Genomic DNA, 18481 nt, shown 5'->3' on the forward strand with positions numbered 1-18481 from the left:
CAGCTCGCCGCCCTCGCCTGCCGGCGTCTGGCGCCGCACCCGCGGCGGCGCGAAGCGCGAGCGCCGGGTGCCCTCCAGCACGTCCTGCGGCAAGGGACCGTACTTCTCCAGCGCCGCCCGGGCAGCCGCGTTCTGCGCGGCGAAGTCGTCGCGCACCGTGCCGGAATACTGGTATTGCTGGGCCACGGTGAACAGGCTGCGCAGCAGGTGCGCGCCCTCCTCCAGCCAGATATCCAGGGTGTGCCGGTCAATCAGCGCCGTGTGGTGGGCCAGGATCAGCTTGCGCACCACCTCGTCGTATTCGGCGAGCAGGTAGACGGCCATGAAGCCCAGCTGAGCGTTGATGAACAGCGGCAGCTTCACCGGCTGCAGGTTGAGGTTCTCGCCCAGGGACAACGCCGACGGCACCCTGGCCAGGGCTTCATCCACCTGCTGACGCAGCAGCTGCAGCCTGGAACGGGTCTGCTCCAGCTTCTCCTCGATACGCAGCATCCACCAGTCGCTGTAGGGGTCGTCCTGCTCCGCCCCGCGCTTCATGCGGTTCACGCTGGCGACAAAGGCGCTGAGGCCGATGATGCCCGGGCGCTCCGCGCTGGGCGCCCGGCCGCGCCATACCCGGGCGGCGTGGTGGGTGTGCAGCGTCAGCGAGATGGCGCTGCGCAGCGAGCCGAGGTTGAGCTGCAGGGAGTCGTTGGCCATGGGCGGGTCACGAAGTGGGGGAACGTGCCGCCAGACTGGGCAGGATATGGAAGGCGTGCAGTCGGTAAACTGCAGCAGGGCCCGCCGCTTTGTGCGCTCGCCCGCAAGGCTATACCACTGGTATAGCCGCGGCCTGCCGCCAGCCCGGTCACTTGCGCCGCAGCAGGTCCCGCAACTGCGCGATGTGCTGGCGGACCGCTTCGGGCTCGGCCGGTTTGGCGGCAGGCCTCGGCTCTTCAACCGGCGGCGGCGCCGGGCTGTGCGACGCGCATTGCGCCTGGCCTGCCCAGGCCCTGAATTCACCCCGCGCCGCCTTCTGGATGATGCCGAACAGGTAGCCGGCGGGGTTGCGGATACTGCTGCGCCGGCAGCGGGCGTCCCACTCGTCGAGCACCGCCTGGCGATCGCTGGCGTCGAGGCGCTGCAAGGCGGCCAGCGCGCCGTGCCGCTGTTCCGCCTGCAACCTGCCGAAGCGCTCGGGAAGGCGCAATGACTGGTCCTCGCGGCTGCCCGACGCCGTAGTACGTACTTCTTTTGTGGCTTGTACTGTACGGTCCCGCTTCGGATTCGGTAGCAAGACGGGTGGTGCGGCTTGCGGCCCTGCTTCGGATGCCGAAGGCAGGTCGTTCGGATTCCGAAGCCAGTCAGTCCGCCCCGCTTCGGATTCGGAAATGGTCTTCATGCGCTGGGCCAGCACCTGCAGGCGGGTCGGCAGGGACTGTTCGGAAATCCGAGGATCCTCACCGATTTCCTGCAGGGTGTGCCATCCCACGCGCTGGACGACCTTGCTGGCATGCCCCAGCGCCTGGCTGAGCAGCCCGAGGTATTCGGCATCCAGTTGCATGGCTTCCCACGGCGACAGCGGCTCGTCGTGCAGCACGTAGAGATTGCCCTGAAGGCGGCCGCTGCGGGCGTCGCGGCGGCGGCGCACCAGGCTCAGCCAGCGCGTCAGGCGCAGCACTGTCAGGGCGCGGGCGATGGTTTCGCAGGAAGCCCGGGCGCCGCATGGCATGGTCGCCAGGAAGGGGCGCAACTGCTCGTAGCTGGGGAAGGCGGTCACACCCTCGCCCGTGATGTGCAGGCGCAACACCTGCCAGGCGTTGCGCTCCAGAGGCGTCAGCCTGGGATCCAGCAGCAAGCCGCGCGGAGTGCTCTCGTGACGGTTGCCGCTGAACAGAAAGCCATCCGGGCCGGACTTACCGGACCCGACCGGCCCGCCGCGATCAACCGGCGGAGTGGCCACTATCCGGACACCAGGCCCTGCTCGATCCACTGCTGCACGGTGGCCCACACCACCGACAGCGGCAGCGCTATGGCTTGCGCCACGTCCAGGGTCATCAGCAGCAGCCCGTGGGTGTCATCGAGTGGCTGCTGGCGGCGTTGCAGCTCCGGCTGCCAGCGATGCCAGAGCTCGATTTCCTGCGCCTCGCTCAGCACGGGATGGCGCCCCTTGCGCTTGGGCAGGCCGAGCACCGCGCGGCGCAACGCCACCTCCTGGTGGGTCAGGCCGTAGAACTGGCTGACCAGCTCGGTGCTGGCCCCGGCCCGCAGCATGCGATCGATGATCGCCACCTCCTGCTCGACCTGCCGGACCTGCTGCAACAGCCGCCGCAGGACCTCGCGATTGACCGTGACCGTGCACCAGGGCACCCGGGCATTGACCAGCATGCTGACCAGCTCGGGGTGCTTGAGCGCATCCAGGTCGCGCTCGGCAAAGCCCATGGCTAGGCAGCGCCGTAGCTGGCCGTTGCGCAGATCCTGCAGGGCCTGATTGATCACCGCCTGGTTCAGGGGATGGGATATGGACATGCCAGCCGCCTCTCAGCAAACGTGAACCGCAGCGGTGCCTTCTTGCGGCACCTCAAGTTCCAGCACCCGGCGCGCCAGGCGCAGCACCCTGAACAGCTTGATCAGTCCCGCATCGCTGAGCCGCGCCACCCGGGTTTCCCCGGCGCCGAGCAGCAGCGCGGCGAGGTGGTCTGCGGGTAGCCCCGGCAACGCAACGGTGGAATCCGCCGAACCACTCAAGGCCGACAGCAGGCCGAACAGCGGCCGGGCTTCCGCCTGAATCGCCACGTCTCGACAGCGGTAGCCAATACCCTCAGCGCTCGCCTCGATGCCGGCATCCAGATCGGCTTCCGCGGCGATCTCTTGGGCCAGTTGCGCGATGTGCACGCGCAACGCGCCCGGCTCATCCAGCGCGGGCGCGATGAACCAGATATTTGGGATGGGATCCAGCCCGTCCGCCGGAGCGGGGATCGGCTGCTCGCCTGTGCTGGCAAAATCGGCCAGCGGTTCGCCCAGGTGTTCGGCGGTCAATTGCTGGATGGCGCGCAAACGCTCGGTGCCGGCTCCGGGCGAGACACTGTGGATCTCCCGGATCTCGGCGCCCGCCGACTCGCCGGGCTGCGTCTGGGCAGGCGGATCGAAACACTCGCTATCGGCTGTCTGGCGGGCCGGCGCAACCGGCCAGGGCGATGCATCGGCCGGTGGTGACAGCTGCGGCGGTGCCACCGGACTCGTCGGTTCCTGGAGCAGCGCCTGCTGCCAGTTCTCACCCTCTTCCAGCTCCAGCGCCAGGGTGTCGTAGTCGGACTCCAGCAGCCCGGCCAACTGACCGAGCAGCTCGTCCTGGACACGTTGCACGGAAAGCCCGTCCACCACGCCATCGAACTGTGCCAGCACGTCCTGAAACACCTCGGTGAACGCCGATCCCGGCCGCCGCCGCGTGGCGCGCCGGTCCCAGAGTCGCTGGGCAGCCTTGCGCAACAGGGTCAGGCGTTCGATCTGCGGCCGCCCAAGCCCGCCATAGAGCAGATTGGGGATCGCCGGCAGCAGATAGGTCACCGCCTCGCGCATGCGACTGATGTGTGGCTGTGGCACCGGGTAGCCGTCGGCGGTCAGCCGCCGGGACAGTTCGGACTGCGACAGCGCCCGGCCCGTCTCGGCTTCGTAGAGCTCACAGGCCTTCTCGACACCCAGGGCCCGCTCGATGAAGGTCAGGCTGCCGCGCAGCTCGTTCTCGGCCAGGTGCCCGGTCAGGGCGACGATCTCGCCGCGCTCCGGCCAGGGGCGAAACAGACATGGGATGCGCAGGAAGCGTTCCTCGCGCGTCTCTGCCCACAGCTCGCGCAGGATCGCCAGACGGGTGTTGCCGCCGTTGCGAATGATGTACTCAGCCTCCCCCGGCCGCCGGGTGATGGCCGGAGGCGAGTCCAGGCCACGCTCGCGTATCGAGGCCTTGATTTCGTCGTAACGGGGATTACGGGTTACGCGCGGGTTGTGCTCGTAGGGACGCAACTGATCGAGCGTCACCACCAGCGGCGTGTCCTCCAGGGACACCGGGGCACTGATCGGCTGTTCACTCATGGCAGCGTTCCTCGTGCTCGGCCTGACGCTCCGCGCGCCGCAGGCGGGCGCGGGCATTGCGCTCGGAGCGATGGTCGCTGGCGGTCGCGCTGCTGTAGATGTGCGGCAGCCCGGGCTTGCAGAACTTCAAATGACCGCCGGGGGTGCGACAGACCTCCCAGCCCTCGGCCAGGGCGAACTCGATCAGTGGCCGTAGCCGGTGATGACCACGGGTCAGCTTGTGCAGACGTGACATGGCTGGGCTCGTCCTTGAGTGGGGTGACGAAGCAGGAAGCGGATCAGCGCCGTTCGGCGAAGCGCTCGGCGATCCACTGTTCCACCTCGTCTGAATCCCAACCCACGGCACGCGAGCCCAGCCGCACGGCCTTTGGAAAGGTACCTCGCTTTATCAGTACGTAGATTTGTGCCCGACGCAAGCCGGTCTTTGCCTCGACTTCCACACGGCGCAGGATGCAGCGCTCGCCCGGTAGCAGGTTGTTCAACATGATGGTCACTCCTTTCGCGCCAAGGCGCGGTTGTAGGTGACCCTTATTGAAGAGACGCCAGAGGCGAAATCCACGGCAAATGCAGTTTGGGCGACTGCAGTTACATAGGCCCTGAGTCTGGATCCGTGGCAAAAATCAGGCGTTTGGCCTGAGCAAACTTGCCCCGCAAGGTGCGCGCGGTCATGCCCATAAACTTGTCAAAGTGGGCCTCCAAGGCACTGACAATGGCCTCCTGTGTCTTGAAGCAGGAGTAAGGCTTGCCGCCTGGTGATTTACCCAACAGCAGGAAAAGCAAGCCACCGATGATGTGCAGGAAGGTTTTTTCAGCGCGGTCGCTGATGGGGCAAGCGACACCGGCGGGGATGGCGGCAGCCTGTTTGATTAACGCCTCCTGGTGCTGCTCCAGATACTGGAGTCGGGTCCGGTACTGGCAGATCTCTGCGCGCAGCGCCTCGCGTTCAACCAGCATCGCCTGGCCGGCCTCGAAGGTAATGATCGGGTGAATGTTGCGCTCGCTGCGACTGAACAGGAACGCCGGGCGCTGCGTGGGAAAGTGACGCACCATCCACTTTCTCAGATCCACGTGACGGATGGTTAGCTCCGAAGAATCCAGAAGGTCGGGATCGTTGCTGGTAACACCCGCCCTGCCGTAGGGCAGATCACCATTCTGGATGGCATCGTACAGGAGCTCTGTGCGCGCCCGGAGTTCTGAGCCGCGCGGGCAATTTAGACTGCGCGGAAAAGTTCTGGGCTGCTTCATCGCGGCGAGAATGACACTCTCGTAGCGCAGCAGCCCCAGCCAGCGAATGGCGGCCTCGATGGGACGGTAGTGGGTTTTCGATACTGGTGTTACCTGCATGCCTTGCCTCCTTGGCGTATGCGAACTCCATTACTGAACAAAAAACGTCCAGTAGCTGTAGCTCGCAACGGCGAGAGGTAGCAGGGCGCAGCCTGGCCAAGGAGCTATTCGGTGACTCGCTCGGCAATATGACTGAATGGTCAGTTGATTTTCGTCAAACCAGCCGCCCCGGACCGTCAAGAACGCGTGTTGTCGCGGGGATGCCAAGCGTGCTCTGAGCGAACCAGTCAGTCGTAGCGAGAGGCCGCCCTTCGCAGTGTCTCGTGCATGTAGCTGCGGCGACTCGGGCGCACTGGCACTGCGGGTTATTCGCGCATGGGGCGGTGAGTTGCCGTGGGCTGGGCTTCAGAATGAACCGGCGCCCCATGACACGATGACGGGTCGCAATTAACCTGGTACCGAGTACTCCGCCCACTGCCAGGCAGCCGCACGAGGCAGCCCTTCCCCAGCAGGTCGCCAAGGTGGCGGGTGGCCGTGGCTTTGGAAACCTTCGCCACGGCCTGGTATTGGGACGCACTGATTCCGTCTTCAAAGCCGCGTTCCCCGCCATCAAGCAGGCGGTTGAGCACTTTGATTTGTTCGGCAGACAGGGCCTGGTTCCGGTGGACCTGCCAGAAGCGAGCCTTGGCGAGAACACGGTCGATCCGCGCAAACGCTTGTTCCAGGCTCCTGAGCAGCGTGCCGAGGAACCACTGCAGCCAGGCCGTGATATCCAGGGTGCCCTTCTGGCTGGCTTCAAGGATGCGGTAATAGCCGGCGCGATCGGCGAGGATACTGGCCGACATGGCGTAGAAACGGATGCACTGGGGCTCGCCCTGGGCCAAGGCCAAGTCGGTGATCGCACGGGTCAGACGACCGTTGCCGTCATCGAAGGGATGCAGGGTGACGAACCAGAAATGGGCAATGCCGGCGCGCAGCAAGGGGTCCAGACTGGCATCGCCGAGGCTGCGTTCGAACCAGGCGAGGAAGTCGGCCAGTTGCGCTTCCAACCCCGTGCGTGGCGGTGCTTCAAAGTGCACAGTAGGCCGGTCGATGCGGCCTGAGACCACCTGCATGGGCTCTTCGCCCCGCAGTGCGCCGATGCGTAGGGGGCGGACCAGCAGGCTGTCGTCACTGGGGAACAGCCAGCCATGCCACTTGTACAGTCTCTGCGGATCCAGCGGCTGCTGAAATGCGCGGGTGGCATCCAGTTGCAGTTCCGCCAATCCTTCGGAGCGCGCCGTGGTGCGACCGTCCTCGCTCACCCCCAAGCGCCGCGCCAGGGATGAGCGCACCGAGCCGACATTCAGCTGCTCGCCCTCGATGGCTGAGGAAGTCACGATGTTCTGCAGCATGGCATCCAGGCTGCTCTGTACCTCGGTATCGCTCTCGACCGCGCCGAGCATGCCGAGCAAGAGACCTTGAGCCAGGGTACAGGCGCGTAGCACCGGGGCTAGCGGTTCGGCTTGCCAGGTGAAGTGTGGCCAATCGGGCTGCTGCCAGATCCAGAGGGGTGCGTTCATGGTCTGCTGCTCATCTGTGAGCCGATTAGTCGATCTATTCGGCTCGCCTTTTGAGCCGATAATGCCGCCTATTCGGCTCACTGTCTAATCCGCAAACAGCTTCGGTTCGCCTATTCGAAAAGCCGGCCAGGCTCATCCGGAGCGCGCCCCTCGCGTCCGGCTACGGCGGATTTGGCGGATGATGGACCACTGGGGTACGCAGCGGCTTCCAGCTTGAAGGGGAGCCCGCAGAATTCGGAAAAAATCGTACGCTAAGGTTTTCCGGGCATTCGTAGCGGGCGGAACTTACCGTCTTCCAGCCTGCGGCTCTGCCGCCAGACGTAATCGCCAGTCAGGTTGATGTGCTCCCAGCCCAGCGGCGACAGGTATTGCAGCAGCTCGCCGTCTACCGGCTTGCCCGTGTCGCCCATCGCCTGGGTGGCGCGCTCCAGGTACACCGTGTTCCACAGCACGATGGCCGCCGTCACCAGGTTGAGGCCGCTGGCCCGATAGCGCTGCTGCTCGAAGCTCCGATCCCTGATCTCACCGAGGCGGTTGAAGAACACCGCCCTGGCCAGGGAGTTGCGCGCTTCCCCCTTGTTCAATCCGGCATGCACGCGGCGGCGCAGCTCGACGCTCTGCAACCAGTCGAGGATGAACAGCGTGCGCTCGATCCGGCCCAGCTCGCGCAGGGCCACGGCCAGGCCGTTCTGGCGCGGATAGCTGCCGAGCTTGCGCAGCATCAGCGAGGCGGTGACCGTGCCCTGCTTGATCGAGCTGGCCAGGCGCAGGATGTCGTCCCAATGGGCGCGGACGTGCTTGATGTTCAGGGTGCCGCCGATCAGCGGGCGCAGCGTCGGGTAGGCCTGCACGACCTGCGGCACGTACAGTTTGGTTTCGCCGAGGTCGCGGATGCGTGGCGCGAAGCGGAAGCCCAGCAGGTGCATCAGGGCAAAGACGTGATCGGTGAAGCCGGCCGTGTCGGTGTAGTGCTCCTCGATCCGTAGATCGGACTCGTGGTACAGCAAGCCGTCGAGCACATAGGTGGAATCGCGCACGCCGACATTCACCACGCGGGTGCTGAACGGCGCGTACTGGTCGGAGATGTGGGTGTAGAACAGCCGTCCCGGCTCGCTGCCGTACTTCGGGTTGACGTGCCCGGTGCTTTCGCCCCGGCCGCCTGCGCGGAAGCGCTGGCCATCGGAGGATGAGGTGGTGCCGTCGCCCCAGTGGGCGGCGAAGGCATGGTGGTACTGGTGGTTGACCAGCTCGGCCAGGGCCGCCGAGTAGGTTTCGTCGCGGATGTGCCAGGCTTGCAGCCAGGACAGCTTGGCGTAGGTCAGGCCGGGGCTCGACTCGGCCATCTTGGTCAGCCCGAGGTTGATCGCATCACCGAGGATTGCGGACAGCAGCAACGTCCGGTCTTTGGTCTCGGCACCGTCCTTCAGGTGGGTGAAGTGGCGGCTGAAGCCCGTCCAGTCGTCCACGTCCATCAGCAGTTCGGTGATCTTGATGCGCGGCAGCAACTGGCTGGTCTGGTCGATCAGCGCCTGCGCCCGATCCGGCACCGCAGAATCCAGTGGGGTGATCTTCAGCCCGGACTCGGTGAGGATGGCATCGGGCAACTCGTTGTCCTTGGCCAGGCGGGTGACGATGGCCAACTGCTCGTCCAGCAGCTGTAAACGCTCTTCCAGGTACTGGTCGCTGTTCGGGTTGATCGCCAGGGGCAGGGCCTGCTCGTGCTTGAGCGCGGCGAACTTCTCTGCCGGCAGCAGATAGTCGTCGAAGTCGCGGAACTGCCGCGAGCCTTTGACCCAGATGTCGCCGGAGCGCAGGGCATTTTTCAGTTCGGACAGGGCGCAGATTTCGTAGAAGCGCCGGTCGAGGCCTTCCGGGGTGATCACCAGCGGCTTCCAGCGCGGCTTGATGAAGTCTGTGAGCGCATCGGCCGGCACCTTGCGCAAGTTGTCGGCGTTCATCTCGCGCAGGGTCTGCACGGCTGCCAGCACGCCTTGCGCGGCCGGTGCGGCGCGCAGTTCCAGTACCTCCAGCAGGGCCGGCGTGTAGCGGCGCAGGGTGGCGAAGTTCTCGCCGACCAGGTGCAGATGATCGAAGCCCTCCGGCCGGGCCAGCAGCTCGGCCTCGCTGACGCTCTCGGTGAACTCATCCCAGGGAATCACCGCCTCGATGGCCGCGTAGGGATCGCTGCCGCTTTCCTTGGCTTCCAGCAGAGCCTGGCCGATTTTTGAGTACAGGCGCACCTTGTCGTTGATCGCCTTGCCCTGCTTCTGGAACTGCTGCTGATGCTTGTGCTTCGCGCTGCTGAACAGCTTGACCAGGATACGGTCATGCAAATCGACCAGTTCATCAATCACGGTCGCGGTGCTCTCCAGCACCACGGCGGCCAGGGTCGCGTAACGTCGCTGCGGCTCGAACTTGCCGAGGTCTTTGGGCGTCATCTGCCCACCCTCGCGGGCCAGCTTGAGCAGGCGGTTCTGGTGGATGTGCCGGCCCAGGCCTTCGGGCAAGTCCACCAGCTGAAATGTCTTCAGCCGCTCGATGTGTTCAAGCATGTGCCGGGAGTTGGGTTTCAGCGGTGCCTGTCGCAGCCAGGTCAACCAGGTGATGCTGCTGCCGGCCTTGAGCTTCAACAGCTCGTCCAGCTTGGCCCGATGCGAGTCCGTGAGTGGTTCGACCAGGGCGCGGTAGACCCGCCGATTGGCCCGCGCAATGGCCTCCGAGCAGGCCCGGTCGATCACGCTCAGCGCCGGCAGGATGCGCCGCTTCTGCCGCAGGCTCTCCAGCGCCTGACCGGCCAGCAGCAAGCTCTTGTCGGTTTGCTGGGCCAGCTCGGTCAATTCGCGCACCAGGACGCGGAAGTCCGACAGGCCGAATGGAGCCAGTTGCAGGTAGGTGCGCAGTTCCTGGGCGTGCTCGCGGCGAGTCACGTCCCGCTCGCCGTACTTCGCCCAGCTCGCCGGCTCGGCCTGAACCTGCTTGGCCACCCACAGGATGACCGGCTCGGGCAGCTCGCTGTCGGTGCCCAGCGCATAGCCGGGGTAGCGCAGCAGGCAGAGCTGCACCGCGAAGCCCAGGCGGTTGGCGTCGCCGCGCCGCTGACGGATCAGCGACAGGTCGGAATCGTTGAAGGTGTAGTAGCGGATCAGGTCATCCTGGCTTTCCGGCAACGCAAGCAGGGTGTCCCGCTCCGTGGCCGAGAGGATCAAGCGACGCGGCATGTATCAGTCGTCCGTGCGGAGGTACTGGTAGAGGGTTTCCCGGCTGATGTTGAACTCGCGGGCAAGCTGCGCCTTGGGCTCGCCGGCAGCCGCCCGCTGCCGCAGGGTAGCAGCCTGCTCGTCGGACAGGGCCTTCTTGCGGCCCCGGTACGCGCCGCGCTGCTTGGCCAGGGCGATGCCTTCGCGCTGCCGCTCACGGATCAGGGCGCGCTCGAACTCGGCGAAGGCCCCCATGACCGACAACATGAGGTTGGCCATCGGCGAGTCCTCGCCGGTGAACACCAGGCCTTCCTTCAAGAACTCGATGCGCACACCGCGCTTGGTCAGCTTCTGCACCAGGCGGCGCAAATCATCGAGGTTTCGTGCCAGGCGATCCATGCTGTGCACCACCACGGTATCGCCTTCGCGGACGAAACCGAGCATGGCCTCCAGCTGTGGACGCTGGGTGTCCTTGCCCGAGGCTTTGTCGGTGAACAGCTTGCCGATCTCGACCTGCTCAAGTTGGCGTTCCGGGTTCTGGTCGTAACTGCTGACCCGGACGTAACCGATGCGTTGTCCCTGCAAGATGCCTCCATGGGCTGGATGGGCGGCAGGGCTTACGTTGGTTTTTGGTTCCATTGCGCCCTAAGCCTTGAATTTGTCAGGCTGAAATCTGTGACCTTGGCAAGCAGGTGTCAAAGAATATGAAAGTAGACTCTATTCTGACGGTGCGGCGCGGCCTTTCCTGACATCCAGTTAGGGTATACCCTATCCGTACACCCTGAAAACCGGCTCCCGTGCGTCTGGATAGGGCCGTTGTCGTTTTCAGAAGACGGCTGCACTGAACGTCAGAAGCCGACTGCACTATAGCAGCGGAGGGGTTGGATCCATCAGGCAACGACGGGCTGCTGCCGGCCATCAGCGGACGCAGGGAGGACTTTCCGCAACCGGCCGTTCGATGCGGCACCGATGGCCTTCGCGCAGGGGTAGTGAATCCGCCAGGATTGACTTGCGCTGCCCTACCTCTCACTAGTGAGGGGCGGCAGCGCATCAAGCGGTGAGCGCACTCCGGCACCGCCAACTTTCAGCACATGCGTGTAAATCATCGTCGTAGAGACGTCGGAATGGCCGAGCAGATCCTGCACGGTTCGAATGTCGTAACCGCTGCGGAGCAAGGCCGTCGCGAACGAGTGGCGGAGGGTGTGCGGTGTGGCGGGCTTCGTGATGCCTGCTTGTTCTACGGCACGTTTGAAGGCGCGCTGAAAGGTCTGGTCATACATGTGATGGCGACGCACGACACCGCTCCGTGGATCGGTCGAATGCGTGTGCTGCGCAAAAACCCAGAACCACGGCCAGGAATGCCCGGCGCGCGGATACTTCCGCTCAAGGGCGTCGGGAAGCGCAACGCCGCTGCGGCCCTCGGCCTGGTCCTTCAGCCACCATGCCCGTGCACGCGACAGCTGCTCGCGCAGGCTGGGTGCCAAGCTCTCGGGTAACATCAAGGCCCGATCCTTGGAGCCCTTGCCCTCCCGCACGATGATCGTGCCGTGATCGAAATCCAGATCCTTGACCCGCAGTTGCAAACCCTCACTGATCCGCATGCCCGTTCCATACAGAAGCTGGGCGAACAAACGATGCTCGCCTTCCAGAAAACCGAGGATGCGAACCACTTCATCCGGGGTCAGCACCACCGGCAAGCGCCGCGACGGCCGAGGTCTTCCGATCTCCTGAAGCCAGGGCAGATCCGTGCACAGCACCTTGCCGTAGAAGAACAGCAAGGCCGCCAATGCCTGACGATGCGTGGAGACCGAAACCTTGCGCTCGTTCGCCAGCCAGGACAGAAATGCCTCGACTTCGCTGCTGCCCAAGGTTGCCGGGTGACGCACACCGTGGAAACGGATGAAGGCACGAACCCAGTGGACATAAGCCTGTTCGGTTCGTAAGCTGTAATGCAAGTAGCGTATGCGCTCACGCAACTGGTCCAGAACCTTGACCGAACGCAGCGGTGGTAACGGCGCAGTGGCGGTTTTCATGGCTTGTTATGACTGTTTTTTTGTACAGTCTATGCCTCGGGCATCCAAGCAGCAAGCGCGTTACGCCGTGGGTCGATGTTTGATGTTATGGAGCAGCAACGATGTTACGCAGCAGGGCAGTCGCCCTAAAACAAAGTTAACCTCTGAGGAAGAATTGTGAAACTATCACTAATGGTAGCTATATCGAAGAATGGAGTTATCGGGAATGGCCCTGATATTCCATGGAGTGCCAAAGGTGAACAGCTCCTGTTTAAAGCTATTACCTATAACCAATGGCTGTTGGTTGGACGCAAGACTTTTGAATCAATGGGAGCATTACCCAACCGAAAGTATGCGGTCGTAACACGTTCAAGTTTTACATCTGACAATGAGAACGTATTGATCTTTCCATCAATTAAAGATGCTTTAACCAACCTAAAGAAAATAACGGATCATGTCATTGTTTCAGGTGGTGGGGAGATATACAAAAGCCTGATCGATCAAGTAGATACACTACATATATCTACAATAGACATCGAGCCGGAAGGTGATGTTTACTTTCCTGAAATCCCCAGCAATTTTAGGCCAGTTTTTACCCAAGACTTCGCCTCTAACATAAATTATAGTTACCAAATCTGGCAAAAGGGTTAACAAGTGGCAGCAACGGATTCGCAAACCTGTCACGCCTTTTGTACCAAAAGCCGCGCCAGGTTTGCGATCCGCTGTGCCAGGCGTTAAGGCTACATGAAAATCGTACATTACGAAGCGAATGCACCATGGATAGGAAGAATGAAATGCCCAAACCCAAAGTGTGGGAAGGAAACTCCTGCCTGGCAATCGAGCGGCATGAGCGACAGTTGCCCGCATTTTTTCTGTGATACTTGCTCGAATGTAATCCATAGAGAGCAGGACCATGCATTACTGTATGAAAATGAAATCAATCAAGAGCTCTTGGATCGAATAGCAGCAACTCTTCCAGATTGCCCTTGCGGGGGTAGGTTTGTTCCTGGTGCAAACCCAAAGTGTCCGAGTTGCAAGACCGAGTACGTGCACCAATGGGATGCAGTGAAAAGGTTGAATGTACCTTTTATGCCAATCTTGGATGGTTCCTGCTTGATTCGAGATAGGCTGTATTCGTATGAAGTATGCATTGGTTCTAAACCAAAATACTGGTGGCGTTTGTTCACAAATGCCTTAACAAGTTTAGGCAAGGGACGCTCCTGACGTCGCGCCCCTGCTAAAAGCGTTAGATGCACTAAGCACATAATTGCTCACAGCCAAACTATCAGGTCAAGTCTGCTTTTATTATTTTTAAGCGTGCATAATAAGCCCTACACAAATTGGGAGATATATCATGAAAGGCTGGCTTTTTCTTGTTATCGCAATAGTTGGCGAAGTAATCGCAACATCCGCATTAAAATCTAGCGAGGGCTTTACTAAGCTTGCCCCTTCCGCCGTTGTCATAATCGGTTATGGCATCGCATTTTATTTTCTTTCTCTGGTTCTGAAATCCATCCCTGTCGGTGTTGCTTATGCAGTCTGGTCGGGACTCGGCGTCGTCATAATTACAGCCATTGCCTGGTTGCTTCATGGGCAAAAGCTTGATGCGTGGGGCTTTGTAGGTATGGGGCTCATAATTGCTGCCTTTTTGCTCGCCCGATCCCCATCGTGGAAGTCGCTGCGGAGGCCGACGCCATGGTGACGGTGTTCGGCATTCTGAATCTCACCGAGGACTCCTTCTTCGATGAGAGCCGGCGGCTAGACCCCGCCGGCGCTGTCACCGCGGCGATCGAAATGCTGCGAGTCGGATCAGACGTCGTGGATGTCGGACCGGCCGCCAGCCATCCGGACGCGAGGCCTGTATCGCCGGCCGATGAGATCAGACGTATTGCGCCGCTCTTAGACGCCCTGTCCGATCAGATGCACCGTGTTTCAATCGACAGCTTCCAACCGGAAACCCAGCGCTATGCGCTCAAGCGCGGCGTGGGCTACCTGAACGATATCCAAGGATTTCCTGACCCTGCGCTCTATCCCGATATTGCTGAGGCGGACTGCAGGCTGGTGGTTATGCACTCAGCGCAGCGGGATGGCATCGCCACCCGCACCGGTCACCTTCGACCCGAAGACGCGCTCGACGAGATTGTGCGGTTCTTCGAGGCGCGGGTTTCCGCCTTGCGACGGAGCGGGGTCGCTGCCGACCGGCTCATCCTCGATCCGGGGATGGGATTTTTCTTGAGCCCCGCACCGGAAACATCGCTGCACGTGCTGTCGAACCTTCAAAAGCTGAAGTCGGCGTTGGGGCTTCCGCTATTGGTCTCGGTGTCGCGGAAATCCTTCTTGGGCGCCACCGTTGGCCTTCCTGTAAAGGATCTGGGTCCAGCGAGCCTTGCGGCGGAACTTCACGCGATCGGCAATGGCGCTGACTACGTCCGCACCCACGCGCCTGGAGATCTGCGAAGCGCAATCACCTTCTCGGAAACCCTCGCGAAATTTCGCAGTCGCGACGCCAGAGACCGAGGGTTAGATCATGCCTAGCATTCACCTTCCGGCCGCCCGCTAGCGGACCCTGGTCAGGTTCCGCGAAGGTGGGCGCAGACATGCTGGGCTCGTCAGGATCAAACTGCACTATGAGGCGGCGGTTCATACCGCGCCAGGGGAGCGAATGGACAGCGAGGAGCCTCCGAACGTTCGGGTCGCCTGCTCGGGTGATATCGACGAGGTTGTGCGGCTGATGCACGACGCTGCGGCGTGGATGTCCGCCAAGGGAACGCCCGCCTGGGACGTCGCGCGGATCGACCGGACATTCGCGGAGACCTTCGTCCTGAGATCCGAGCTCCTAGTCGCGAGTTGCAGCGACGGCATCGTCGGCTGTTGCACCTTGTCGGCCGAGGATCCCGAGTTCTGGCCCGACGCCCTCAAGGGGGAGGCCGCATATCTGCACAAGCTCGCGGTGCGACGGACACATGCGGGCCGGGGTGTCAGCTCCGCGCTGATCGAGGCTTGCCGCCATGCCGCGCGAACGCAGGGGTGCGCCAAGCTGCGGCTCGACTGCCACCCGAACCTGCGTGGCCTATACGAGCGGCTCGGATTCACCCACGTCGACACTTTCAATCCCGGCTGGGATCCAACCTTCATCGCAGAACGCCTAGAACTCGAAATCTAACGTCCGTTCGGGCATCGAGGTCCATGTCGGGGTGGGACGGGCCCGTGGCTTCAAGATCACTTGCAGTCCGACCGCGATGTCTTGGTTGCGCGAGAGGTTGTCGATATCCTCCACTTCCATCATCAACCCTGGATAATGCCGCCGCCGTCATCGCCGCCGACGCCCGTGCCGGGCTTTTCGGGCCTGTCAGGCTTGCTCGGCCTTCAGCCTGCCTGGGCGAGATCTCCGGCGGACGGATTAACGGCGGAGCTTCGCCGCCTTTCGTGCGTGTGAAGGCCGAAGATAGTTCTCTCAAAAACATCCGTTTATGAGAGATACCAAATGTCATTTTCAGAAGACGACTGCACCAGTTGATTGGGCGTAATGGCTGTTGTGCAGCCAGCTCCTGACAGTTCAATATCAGAAGTGATCTGCACCAATCTCGACTATGCTCAATACTCGTGTGGGCTCTGTTGCAAAAATCGTGAAGCTTGAGCATGCTTGGCGGAGATTGGACGGACGGAACGATGACGGATTTCAAGTGGCGCCATTTCCAGGGTGATGTGATCCTGTGGGCGGTGCGCTGGTATTGTCGCTATCCGATCAGCTATCGCGACCTTGAGGAAATGCTGGCGGAACGCGGCATTTCGGTCGACCATACGACGATCTATCGCTGGGTCCAGTGCTACGCCCCGGAGATGGAGAAGCGGCTGCGCTGGTTCTGGCGGCGTGGCTTTGATCCGAGCTGGCGCCTGGATGAAACCTACGTCAAGGTGCGGGGCAAGTGGACCTACCTGTACCGGGCAGTCGACAAGCGGGGCGACACGATCGATTTCTACCTGTCGCCGACCCGCAGCGCCAAGGCAGCGAAGCGGTTCCTGGGCAAGGCCCTGCGAGGCCTGAAGCACTGGGAAAAGCCTGCCACGCTCAATACCGACAAAGCGCCGAGCTATGGTGCAGCGATCACCGAATTGAAGCGCGAAGGAAAGCTGGACCGGGAGACGGCCCACCGGCAGGTGAAGTATCTCAATAACGTGATCGAGGCCGATCACGGAAAGCTCAAGATACTGATCAAGCCGGTGCGCGGTTTCAAATCGATCCCCACGGCCTATGCCACGATCAAGGGATTCGAAGTCATGCGAGCCCTGCGCAAAGGACAGGCTCGCCCCTGGTGCCTGCAGCCCGGCATCAGGGGCGAGGTGCGCCTTGTGGAGAGAGCTTTTGGCATTGGGCCCTCGGCGCTGACGGAGGCCATGGGCATGCTCAACCACCATTTCGCAGCAGCCGCCTGATCGGCGCAGAGCGACAGCCTACCTCTGACTGCCGCCAATCTTTGCAACAGAGCCCGTCACTACACGTTCAGCGAAAGCGACCTCTCCATCATCCGGCAGCGGCGCGGCCCGGCCAATCGGCTGGGCTTCGCGGTGCAGCTCTGCTACCTGCGCTTTCCCGGCGTCATCCTTGGCGCTGATGAGCCACCGTTCCCGCCATTGCTGAGACTGGTCGCCAACCAGCTCAAGGTCGGCATCGAAAGCTGGGACGAGTACGGGCAGCGTGAGCAGACCCGACGCGAGCACCTGGTCGAGCTGCAAACGGTGTTCGGCTTCCAGCCGTTCACGATTGGCCACTACCGGCAGGCTGTCCAGTTGCTGACCGAGCTGGCCATGCAAACCGACAAGGGCATCGTGCTGGCCAGAGCCTTGATCGAGCACCTGCGGCGGCAGTCGGTCATTGTGCCCGCCCTCAACGCCGTCGAGCGGGCGAGCGCCGAAGCGATTACCCGCGCCAACCGGCGTCTCTACGACGCCTTGGCTGAGCCGCTGACGGACGTGCATCGCCGTCGCCTCGACGATCTGCTCAAGCGCCGCGACAACGGCAAGACGACGTGGCTGGCCTGGCTGCGGCAATCCCCGGTCAAACCGAACTCGCGGCACATGCTGGAACACATCGAACGCCTCAAGGCGTGGCAGGCGCTCGACCTGCCCTCCGGCATCGAGCGGCTGGTTCACCAGAACCGGCTGCTCAAGATCGCCCGCGAGGGCGGCCAGATGACGCCCGCCGACCTGGCGAAGTTCGAGCCGCAGCGGCGTTACGCGACCCTGGTGGCGCTCGCCATCGAGGGCATGGCCACCGTCACCGACGAAATCATCGACCTGCATGACCGCATCCTGGGCAAGCTGTTCAATGCCGCCAAGAACAAGCATCAGCAGCAGTTCCAGGCATCCGGCAAGGCGATCAATGCCAAGGTGCGGCTGTTCGGGCGCATCGGCCAGGCGCTGATCGAGGCCAAGCAAGCGGGCCGCGATCCGTTCGCCGCCATCGAGGCCGTCATGTCCTGGGATGCTTTCGCCGAGAGCGTCACCGAAGCGCAGCGGCTCGCGCAACCCGAGGACTTCGATTTCCTGCACCGCATCGGCGAGAGCTACGCCACGCTGCGCCGCTACGCGCCGGAATTTCTCGACGTGCTCAAGTTGCGGGCCGCGCCCGCCGCCAAGGACGTACTCGACGCCATCGAGGTGCTGCGCAGCATGAACAGCGACAACGCCCGCAAGGTGCCCACCGACGCGCCGACCGAGTTCATCAAGCCGCGCTGGCAGAAGCTGGTGATGACCGACACCGGCATCGACCGGCGCTACTACGAACTGTGCGCGCTGTCGGAGCTGAAGAACGCGCTGCGCTCCGGCGACATCTGGGTGCAAGGCTCGCGCCAGTTCAAGGACTTCGAGGACTACCTGGTGCCGCCCGCGAAATTCGCCAGCCTCAAGCAGGCCAGCGAATTGCCGCTGGCCGTGGCCACCGATTGCGACCAGTACCTGCATGACCGGCTGACGCTGCTGGAAACGCAGCTCGCCACCGTCAACCGCATGGCGCTGGCCAACGAGCTGCCGGACGCCATCATCACGGAGTCGGGCCTGAAGATCACGCCGCTCGATGCGGCGGTGCCCGATACCGCACAGGCCCTGATCGACCAGACGGCGATGATCCTACCGCACGTCAAGATCACCGAATTGCTGCTGGAGGTAGACGAATGGACGGGCTTCACCCGGCACTTCGCCCACCTGAAGTCAGGCGACCTGGCCAAGGACAAAAACCTGTTGCTGACCACGATCCTCGCCGACGCGATCAACCTGGGCCTGACCAAGATGGGGTCGTTTGCGGGAGGGGGCGGAATCCTACGCTAAGGCTTTGGCCAGCGATATTCTCCGGTGAGATTGA

The 18481-nt window shown here is 62.6% G+C and carries 16 protein-coding genes and 1 pseudogene; 6 read left to right on the plus strand and 11 right to left on the minus strand.

Features of this window, described 5'->3' with window-relative positions; genetic code table 11:
* The 11 genes from AS93_RS0111310 to intI1 all read right to left on the minus strand — a co-directional run.
* Positions 1-699: PFL_4669 family integrating conjugative element protein (locus AS93_RS0111310; RefSeq protein ID WP_027590720.1), on the minus strand; the 699-nt coding region annotated here is incomplete at its 3' end.
* A gap of 148 nt (positions 700-847) precedes the next feature.
* The gene (locus AS93_RS19230; RefSeq protein ID WP_051587449.1) at positions 848-1942 is read right to left on the minus strand and encodes an STY4528 family pathogenicity island replication protein; all 1095 of its coding nucleotides are present in this window, start codon (positions 1940-1942) and stop codon (positions 848-850) included.
* Positions 1942-2508 carry a DUF2857 domain-containing protein gene (locus tag AS93_RS0111320; protein ID WP_027590721.1) on the minus strand — a complete coding sequence of 189 codons (567 nt, stop codon included), beginning with the start codon at positions 2506-2508 and terminating at the stop codon, positions 1942-1944. Before AS93_RS0111320 ends, AS93_RS19230 begins: the two co-directional genes overlap by 1 nt.
* A 12-nt stretch (positions 2509-2520) precedes the next feature.
* Positions 2521-4068 (minus strand): ParB family protein, encoded by a 1548-nt coding sequence (locus AS93_RS19235; protein ID WP_051587450.1) that lies wholly within the window; start codon positions 4066-4068, stop codon positions 2521-2523.
* Positions 4061-4303, minus strand: coding sequence for a hypothetical protein (locus AS93_RS0111330; protein WP_027590722.1), 243 nt, complete (start codon positions 4301-4303; stop codon positions 4061-4063). Before AS93_RS0111330 ends, AS93_RS19235 begins: the two co-directional genes overlap by 8 nt.
* A 43-nt stretch (positions 4304-4346) precedes the next feature.
* Positions 4347-4553, minus strand: a complete 207-nt coding sequence (locus AS93_RS0111335; RefSeq protein WP_027590723.1) for an AlpA family transcriptional regulator — start codon at positions 4551-4553, stop codon at positions 4347-4349.
* A gap of 100 nt (positions 4554-4653) precedes the next feature.
* Complete coding sequence (locus AS93_RS0111340; RefSeq protein ID WP_027590724.1) at positions 4654-5412, minus strand: hypothetical protein; 759 nt, start codon at positions 5410-5412, stop codon at positions 4654-4656.
* A gap of 305 nt (positions 5413-5717) precedes the next feature.
* Positions 5718-6914: a Fic family protein gene (locus tag AS93_RS19240; RefSeq protein WP_051587451.1), complete on the minus strand. Its 1197-nt coding sequence runs from the start codon at positions 6912-6914 to the stop codon at positions 5718-5720.
* Positions 6915-7165: 251 nt separating this feature from the next.
* A complete protein-coding gene (locus tag AS93_RS0111350) occupies positions 7166-10132 on the minus strand; it encodes a Tn3-like element TnAs1 family transposase (protein ID WP_027590725.1) in 2967 nt (988 codons plus the stop codon).
* A gap of 3 nt (positions 10133-10135) precedes the next feature.
* Complete coding sequence (locus AS93_RS0111355; RefSeq protein WP_015648284.1) at positions 10136-10696, minus strand: recombinase family protein; 561 nt, start codon at positions 10694-10696, stop codon at positions 10136-10138.
* Positions 10697-11130: 434 nt separating this feature from the next.
* Positions 11131-12144 (minus strand): class 1 integron integrase IntI1, encoded by a 1014-nt coding sequence (intI1, locus tag AS93_RS0111360; RefSeq protein WP_000845048.1) that lies wholly within the window; start codon positions 12142-12144, stop codon positions 11131-11133.
* A 156-nt stretch (positions 12145-12300) separates the two neighbouring features.
* Between intI1 and dfrA1 the strand changes: the two genes are divergently transcribed.
* The 6 genes and pseudogenes from dfrA1 to AS93_RS19250 all read left to right on the plus strand — a co-directional run.
* Positions 12301-12774 (plus strand): trimethoprim-resistant dihydrofolate reductase DfrA1, encoded by a 474-nt coding sequence (gene dfrA1 / locus AS93_RS20310; RefSeq protein ID WP_000777554.1) that lies wholly within the window; start codon positions 12301-12303, stop codon positions 12772-12774.
* A 703-nt stretch (positions 12775-13477) separates the two neighbouring features.
* On the plus strand, positions 13478-13825 hold the full coding sequence (locus AS93_RS20320) for a quaternary ammonium compound efflux SMR transporter QacE delta 1 (protein WP_000679427.1): 348 nt from the start codon (positions 13478-13480) through the stop codon (positions 13823-13825).
* Entirely contained in the window at positions 13819-14658 is an 840-nt protein-coding gene (sul1, locus tag AS93_RS0111365) for a sulfonamide-resistant dihydropteroate synthase Sul1 (protein ID WP_000259031.1), read from the plus strand. Before AS93_RS20320 ends, sul1 begins: the two co-directional genes overlap by 7 nt.
* A gap of 127 nt (positions 14659-14785) precedes the next feature.
* A complete protein-coding gene (locus AS93_RS0111370; RefSeq protein ID WP_000376623.1) occupies positions 14786-15286 on the plus strand; it encodes a GNAT family N-acetyltransferase in 501 nt (166 codons plus the stop codon).
* A 506-nt stretch (positions 15287-15792) separates the two neighbouring features.
* Entirely contained in the window at positions 15793-16557 is a 765-nt protein-coding gene (locus AS93_RS0111375) for an IS6-like element IS6100 family transposase (RefSeq protein WP_001389365.1), read from the plus strand.
* A gap of 54 nt (positions 16558-16611) precedes the next feature.
* Positions 16612-18411: pseudogene (locus AS93_RS19250) on the plus strand (Tn3-like element ISPa38 family transposase); the annotation flags it as partial.
* Positions 18412-18481: the final 70 nt, after the last annotated feature.

This window comes from Pseudomonas sp. RL (genome assembly GCF_000647775.1).
Taxonomy (GTDB): Bacteria; Pseudomonadota; Gammaproteobacteria; order Pseudomonadales; family Pseudomonadaceae; genus Serpens; species Serpens flexibilis.

Coding starts and splice junctions, on each gene's coding strand:
- AS93_RS0111320 (WP_027590721.1), bottom strand. CDS start 2,508: ATGTCCATATCCCATCCCCTGAACCAGGCGGTGATCAATCAGGCCCTG.
- AS93_RS19235 (WP_051587450.1), bottom strand. CDS start 4,068: ATGAGTGAACAGCCGATCAGTGCCCCGGTGTCCCTGGAGGACACGCCG.
- AS93_RS0111330 (WP_027590722.1), bottom strand. CDS start 4,303: ATGTCACGTCTGCACAAGCTGACCCGTGGTCATCACCGGCTACGGCCA.
- AS93_RS0111335 (WP_027590723.1), bottom strand. CDS start 4,553: ATGTTGAACAACCTGCTACCGGGCGAGCGCTGCATCCTGCGCCGTGTG.
- AS93_RS0111340 (WP_027590724.1), bottom strand. CDS start 5,412: ATGCAGGTAACACCAGTATCGAAAACCCACTACCGTCCCATCGAGGCC.
- AS93_RS19240 (WP_051587451.1), bottom strand. CDS start 6,914: ATGAACGCACCCCTCTGGATCTGGCAGCAGCCCGATTGGCCACACTTC.
- AS93_RS0111350 (WP_027590725.1), bottom strand. CDS start 10,132: ATGCCGCGTCGCTTGATCCTCTCGGCCACGGAGCGGGACACCCTGCTT.
- intI1 (WP_000845048.1), bottom strand. CDS start 12,144: ATGAAAACCGCCACTGCGCCGTTACCACCGCTGCGTTCGGTCAAGGTT.
- AS93_RS20320 (WP_000679427.1), top strand. CDS start 13,478: ATGAAAGGCTGGCTTTTTCTTGTTATCGCAATAGTTGGCGAAGTAATC.
- sul1 (WP_000259031.1), top strand. CDS start 13,819: ATGGTGACGGTGTTCGGCATTCTGAATCTCACCGAGGACTCCTTCTTC.
- AS93_RS0111370 (WP_000376623.1), top strand. CDS start 14,786: ATGGACAGCGAGGAGCCTCCGAACGTTCGGGTCGCCTGCTCGGGTGAT.
- AS93_RS0111375 (WP_001389365.1), top strand. CDS start 15,793: ATGACGGATTTCAAGTGGCGCCATTTCCAGGGTGATGTGATCCTGTGG.